Source organism: Pseudomonas sp. 1L-B-1-E-C1 (genome assembly GCF_057291835.1).
Genome location: NZ_JBXAWN010000009.1, coordinates 322,906 through 328,959, shown reverse-complemented (window position 1 = coordinate 328,959; position 6,054 = coordinate 322,906). Strand labels below are relative to the sequence as shown.

The 6,054-nt window shown below is 61.2% G+C and carries 5 protein-coding genes; 2 read left to right on the top strand and 3 right to left on the bottom strand.

The annotated features are described in order from the left end of the window. Positions 1 to 168 precede the first annotated feature (168 nt). A complete protein-coding gene (locus AC0Z4S_RS17845; protein WP_485623978.1) occupies positions 169 to 1,560 on the bottom strand; it encodes an aldehyde dehydrogenase family protein in 1,392 nt (463 codons plus the stop codon). 103 nt (positions 1,561 to 1,663) lie between these two features. Here AC0Z4S_RS17845 and ptrR point away from each other — a divergent pair, with 103 nt between their 5' ends. Continuing rightward, positions 1,664 to 2,542, top strand: a complete 879-nt coding sequence (ptrR, locus tag AC0Z4S_RS17840) for a putrescine utilization regulator PtrR (protein WP_485623990.1) — start codon at positions 1,664 to 1,666, stop codon at positions 2,540 to 2,542. 12 nt (positions 2,543 to 2,554) lie between these two features. Here the strand turns inward: ptrR and AC0Z4S_RS17835 are convergent, their stop codons facing one another. Both AC0Z4S_RS17835 and AC0Z4S_RS17830 read right to left on the bottom strand, forming a co-directional pair. After that, complete coding sequence (locus tag AC0Z4S_RS17835) at positions 2,555 to 3,178, bottom strand: glutathione S-transferase family protein (protein ID WP_485623976.1); 624 nt, start codon at positions 3,176 to 3,178, stop codon at positions 2,555 to 2,557. A 116-nt stretch (positions 3,179 to 3,294) separates the two neighbouring features. Further along, positions 3,295 to 4,113, bottom strand: a complete 819-nt coding sequence (locus AC0Z4S_RS17830) for an alpha/beta fold hydrolase (protein ID WP_415762218.1) — start codon at positions 4,111 to 4,113, stop codon at positions 3,295 to 3,297. 223 nt (positions 4,114 to 4,336) lie between these two features. Here AC0Z4S_RS17830 and AC0Z4S_RS17825 point away from each other — a divergent pair, with 223 nt between their 5' ends. Beyond that, the gene (locus AC0Z4S_RS17825; RefSeq protein WP_485623974.1) at positions 4,337 to 6,043 is read left to right on the top strand and encodes a ShlB/FhaC/HecB family hemolysin secretion/activation protein; all 1,707 of its coding nucleotides are present in this window, start codon (positions 4,337 to 4,339) and stop codon (positions 6,041 to 6,043) included. Positions 6,044 to 6,054: the final 11 nt, after the last annotated feature.

The following is a 6,054-nucleotide window of genomic DNA, read 5'->3' as shown; positions in this document are numbered from 1 at the left end:
AGCAAGCTCGCTCCCACAATGGAAGGGTGTTACGCCCCACATCACATACGCCGCCGTCCCCCTGTGGGAGTGAGCTTGCTCGCGAAGAGGTTGTGTCAGTCAATACATTCGCGACTGACAGACTGCTTCGCGAGCAAGCTCGCTCCCACAGGTTTCAGGGCGTCTGGCTTATTTGCGATCCAGCCACACGGTCTGGGCGTTGCAGAATTCCCGTACGCCGAAGTGCGACAGCTCACGACCGAAGCCGCTCTTCTTCACGCCACCGAAGGTCACGCGCGGGTCGCTGGCGGAGTAGCCGTTGATGAACACGCCGCCGGTTTCCAGTTCGCTGGTCAGTTGCTCGGCCAGCGCGACGTTGGCGGTGTAGATCGTGGCGGTCAGGCCGAAATCGCTGTCGTTGGCCAAGGCGACGGCGTGCGCGCAATCGCGGGCGGTGATGATCGAGGCGACCGGGCCGAACAGCTCCTGCTTGAACGAGGTCATGCGGTCGGTCACGTCGGCCAGCACGGTCGGTTCGTAGTAGTTGCCAGCGCCCTCGGCTTTGCTGCCACCGAGCAACAGGGTCGCGCCTTCTTCAAGGGTGTCGCGCACTTGTTGATCGAGTTCGTCGCGCAGATCGAAACGCGCCATCGGCCCGATGTAAGTGTCGGCGTTCAGCGGATCACCCATTTTCAACTGGCGTGTCGCTTCAACGAACTTGCGGGTAAATTCCTCGACCACACCTTGTTCGATGATCAGCCGCTTGGCAGCCGCGCAGACCTGCCCGGAGTTCTGATAGCGACCGACCACCGCCGCATGCACGGCTTCATCCAGATCGGCGTCATCAAGCACAATGAATGGATCGGAGCCGCCCAGTTCCAGCACGCACTTCTTCAACGCCGCACCGGCCTGAGCGCCGATGGCCATGCCGGCGCGGACGCTGCCGGTCAGGGTCACAGCGGCGATGCGCGGATCGGCGATGGCGGTGGAAACGCCCTCTGGGGTGACGTTGATCACCTCAAACACGCCCTCGGGGAAACCGGCGCGGACGAACGCATCGCGCAACAGATAAGCGCTGCCCATCACGTTCGGCGCATGCTTGAGCACGTAAGTGTTGCCGGCAAGCAGCGTTGGCACCGCGCCGCGCAGTACCTGCCAGATCGGGAAGTTCCACGGCATCACCGCCAGAATCGGCCCCAGCGGGCGGTATTCGATGCGTGCCTTGCCGCCTTCAACCCGCGTGGCTTCAGCGTCGAGCATGGCCGGGCCGTGTTCGGCGTACCACTCGCAGAGCTTGGCGCATTTCTCGATTTCGCCACGGGCCTGGGCGATCGGTTTGCCCATTTCCTCGGTGATCATGGTTGCCATGGCTTCGGCGGTTTCACGCAGCGCGCCGGCGAGGGCGGTCAAAAGGCGCGAACGATCCTGCAGCGGCTTGCGCTTCCACTTGCCGAAAGCGAATGCAGCGCGAGTCAGTGCCGCATCGAGGGCAGTGGCGGATTCAAATGCGTAGTGACCGATCCGCTCACCAGTGGCGGGGTTGATCGAGATGGCGTGGGTCTGGCTGGAGATCTGGCTCATGACGTTGTCCTGTAGGTTCGTCGAATGGGCCTAGAGTAGGGTGGCTTTAGTTTTCTGGAAACTGAATAATAAAGATCGTTTCCTTCACGTTTGGAGAATGACTGTGGATCTGGTGCAACTGGAGATCTTCAAGGCCGTGGCCGAGCACGGCAGCATCAGCGCGGCCGCCACGCAGATCCATCGCGTGCCGTCGAACCTGACCACTCGGATCAAACAGCTGGAGCAGGATCTCGGCGTCGATCTGTTCATCCGCGAGAAAAGCCGTCTGCGCCTGTCACCGGCCGGGTGGAGTTTTCTCGAGTACACGCGGCGCATTCTCGATCTGGTGCAGGAAGCCCGCGCTACGGTGGCAGGTGAGGAACCCCAGGGCGCGTTCCCTTTGGGTTCGCTGGAAAGTACCGCGGCAGTGCGCATTCCGGAACTGCTGGCGGCGTACAACCAGCAGCACCCGAAGGTCGATCTCGACCTCTCGACCGGACCCTCGGGGACGATGATCGACGGCGTGCTGGCCGGGCGTCTCGCCGCTGCATTTGTCGACGGCCCGGTACTGCATCCGGCCCTGGAAGGCGTGCCGGCGTTCGAGGAGGAAATGGTCATCATCGCGCCGCTCAACCATTCACCGGTCGAGCGTGCGGCAGACGTGAATGGCGAAAATATCTACGCTTTTCGTTCCAACTGTTCCTACCGTCACCATTTCGAAAAATGGTTCAGCACTGACGCCGCCGTGCCCGGCAAGATTTTTGAAATGGAGTCCTACCACGGCATGCTCGCCTGCGTCAGCGCCGGTGCCGGCCTGGCGCTGATGCCGCGCAAAATGCTGCAAAGCATGCCCGGCAGCGCGACGGTGAGCGTCTGGCCGCTGACGGCGGATTTTCGTTATCTGACCACATGGCTGGTCTGGCGCCGGGGCACCGTGTCGCGCAGTCTGAGCATGTTCGTGCGTTTGCTTGAAGAGCGTGGCGTGGTGCGTGAGCAAGCCTGATCGAGCGTGTCTTTATGGCGTGCCGTTGCGCCCGTACAAACGATAACCGTCGCGCTGATTCAAGCGATCGTAATAGGCGCGCACCGCAGCCAGGTCCCCGTGATCGAGCGGCGTTTCGAACCAGCGATTCACTGACAGCCCGAGCGGAATATCCGCCAGGGAAAACTGCTCGCCGCTGACGTAAGCGCCGGTCTTCTGCAGTTGGCGATCGAGGATTTCCATGTTCCGCGTCCAGTCTCGGCAGCCAGCAGCCAAGGCGTCGGGGTCCTGATAATCCGGCGACTTGCGCACCAGCGCCATCAGCGGGTATGACCACGAGCGATTCAGCTCCGAAGCCTGCCAGTCGATCCATTGATCAACCCGCGCTCGGGCGATCGGCTCAGCCGGATACAAATGAGCGCCGCCGTAACGTGTCGCCAGATAACGGATGATCGTGTTGGATTCCCACAGCGTGAAATCGCCATCCTGAATCACCGGCACCATGGCGCAGGGGTTGAGCGCGAGAAACTCCGGTGTGTTCGGCGACTTGAAACCCGATCCCCAGTCCTCGCGCTCGAACGGGATGTCCAGTTCGGCACAGGTCCACAGCACTTTGCGCACATTGATCGATGAGGCTTTGCCGAGAATTCGCAGCATGGGATTTCCTTCTCCTGATGTCGGATGCTGAAAAATACCATAGCGCAAAACACAAGGCCCTCATTGCGCGGGCCTTGGTGGATCAGCATTTACCGGCCGCTTGTGCCAAGCGGAATTCAGCGATTGAGGAACGCCAGCAGATCCTCATTCAATGCCTGCGCATGAGTCACGGCAAACCCGTGCGGCGCACCTGCGTACACCTTCAACTCAGCGCCCTTGATTTGCGCGGCGGCCTGCTTGCCGGTGGTTTCGAATGGCACGATCTGGTCGCCGTCGCCATGGATCACCAGTGTCGGCACGTCGATCTTGGCCATGTCCGGGCGGAAGTCGGTTTCAGAGAACGCGGTTACGCAGTCGACGGTGCCTTTGAGCGACGCCAGCAGCGCGATGTTCAGGGTTTGCGTGAGCACGCCGTCAGAGACTTTCTGGCCCTGATTGATGCCGTAAAACGGCGCGTTGAAGTCAGCGATGAACTGCGCGCGATCCTTCAGCAGGCCGGCCTTGATGCCGTCGAATACCGACTTGTCGACGCCGTCGGCGAAGTCGGCTTTCTTGCCGAACAGCGGCGTAACCGCGCCGAGCAATACCAGGCCGGCAACGCGCTCGCTGCCGTGGCGGGCGATGTAGCGGCTGACGTCGCCGCCACCCATGGAAAAGCCGACCAGGGTCACGTCGCGCAGATCCAGATGGTTGATCAGGCCGGCGATGTCATCAGCGAAGGTGTCGTAGTCGTAGCCAGTCCACGGCTGATCCGAGCGACCGAAACCACGCCGGTCGAACGCGATAGTGCGGTAGCCGCGGCTGCTCAGGTATTCCATCTGGTATTCCCACATGTCGGCATCCAGCGGCCAGCCGTGGCTGAACAGCACGGGCTTGCCGCTGCCCCAGTCCTTGTAATAGATCTCGGTGCCGTCTTGGGTCTTGAAGGTGCTCATGCAAACTCCTTGTGATGGTGTGTGGCAAGAATAGATGCCGAATGGGCAACGGCAACTATCCGCGCAAAACGCGCCGGCCACTTGTACGCAGGTGCTGGTTTCACCCGTATGAAGGCGCGGCAAACATCGATGAACGGTGCAAACATAAGTTTGACGTCAAAATGATGGCCATCTAATATCGCGCCACTATTTTGATGTCACTTTTTCTGTCGAGGGATCGAAGATGTTTTCACCCGCCTTCACGGCGCGGTTGTGCTTGGCTTTGCTCTGCCTTTCTCCGCTTGAATCCGCTTGGGCTGCGCCCACCCCCGGCGAAACCGACCTGATCCGCGAACGTCAGAACCGTTTGCTCGAAGAGCAGCAGCGGCGCCTTGAAGAACTCAAGGACCTGCCCGGCAAAGACGCCAAGCCTGCGCAACCGACGGCGCCCGTCGATAGTCGCTGTTTCACCATCAAGGACATCGAGCTCAAGGGCGCCGACAGCCTGTCGGAGCGCGAAAAGGCGGGTTTGCTCAAACCCTATATCGGCGAATGCCTCGGCGTGCCGCAGCTCAACGAGCTGCTTAAAGTCATTACCGACCTTTACATCGAAAAAGGTCTGGTCACCAGCCGCGCATACTTGCCACAGCAGGATCTGTCCGCCGGGCACCTGAAAGTGCTGGTGGTCGAAGGCAGACTCGAAGGCTTGAAAGGCGCGGAAAACAGCCGGCTCTCGGATCGCGAACTGGCCATGGCCTTTCCCGGCAAGAGCGGTGAGCTGGTCAACCTGCGCGAGATCGAGCAAATGGTCGACCAGCTCAATCGCCTGCCGTCCAATCAGGCCAAAATGGAGCTGGCGCCGGGGCAGAATGTCGGCGGCAGTGAAGTGCGGGTCACCAATACGCCGCAGACGCCATGGCGCGCCGGCCTGTCCCGCAGCAACGATGGCCAGCGCAGCACCGGCGAGCAGCAGTGGGGCACGTCATTCGACTGGGACAGCCCGCTGGGCCTCGCCGACCAACTGAGCCTGCGCGGCGGTCACGATGCGATGACCGATCACCAGCACACTTCCAACAACGCCATGCTCAATTACAGCCTGCCGTGGGGCTGGTGGACGTTCAGTTACACCTACAGTCAGAGCGAATACCGTTCGCAGATCGCCGCCAACGGCTACAACTTCAAGCAGACCGGCGACAGCGAAACCCATCAGCTGCGCGCCGAGCGCGTGATCCATCGCGACTCGGTGAGCAAGACCTCCCTCAGTGCGGGACTTTCGTACCTGCGCAGCAACAACTTCATCGAAGACAGCAAGCTCAAACTGAGCAGCAATCGCATCAGCGAAGCGCAGTTCGGTTTCAACCATGGCCGTCGTGTCGGCAGCGCGTTCGTCAACTTCGATGCCGGCGTGCAGGAGGGCATCGGTGCTTTCGATGCGCAGGGCAGTCACGATCCCGGCCCCGGTGAACCGGACGCACGCTACCGCAAATACACCGCAACCCTGAGCTATTTGCAGCCGTTCAAATTGCTCGGCGAATCCTTCAGCTTCAGCAGCCTGATGACCGGCCAGCGCAGCGAAGATGTGCTGTTCAGCCCGCAGCGCACCAGCCTTGGCGGCTCGGCGTCGATCCGTGGCTACAAGGATCAATCGCTGTCCGGCGACAGCGGTGGCTACTGGCGCAACGACCTGCGCTGGAGTCGTCCGGTAACGGCCGAATGGCTGCAACCGGTGTTCGCCGAATACGGTACCAGCCTCGGTTATGACCAGGGCGTGATTCGTGGCGATCGCTACAACGGCGATCAGCACGGGCGCATGTCGAGCAACTCGCTGGAGCTGTTCGCCCGCGGCCAGCACGTGGCGGCAAGCGTGACCTTTGCCCATTCCCTGGAACGACCGGACGCGCTGACCGAGCGCGAAGCGCCGATCTATTTCCGCCTCGACTTTTTCATCTGATAACGACTTTT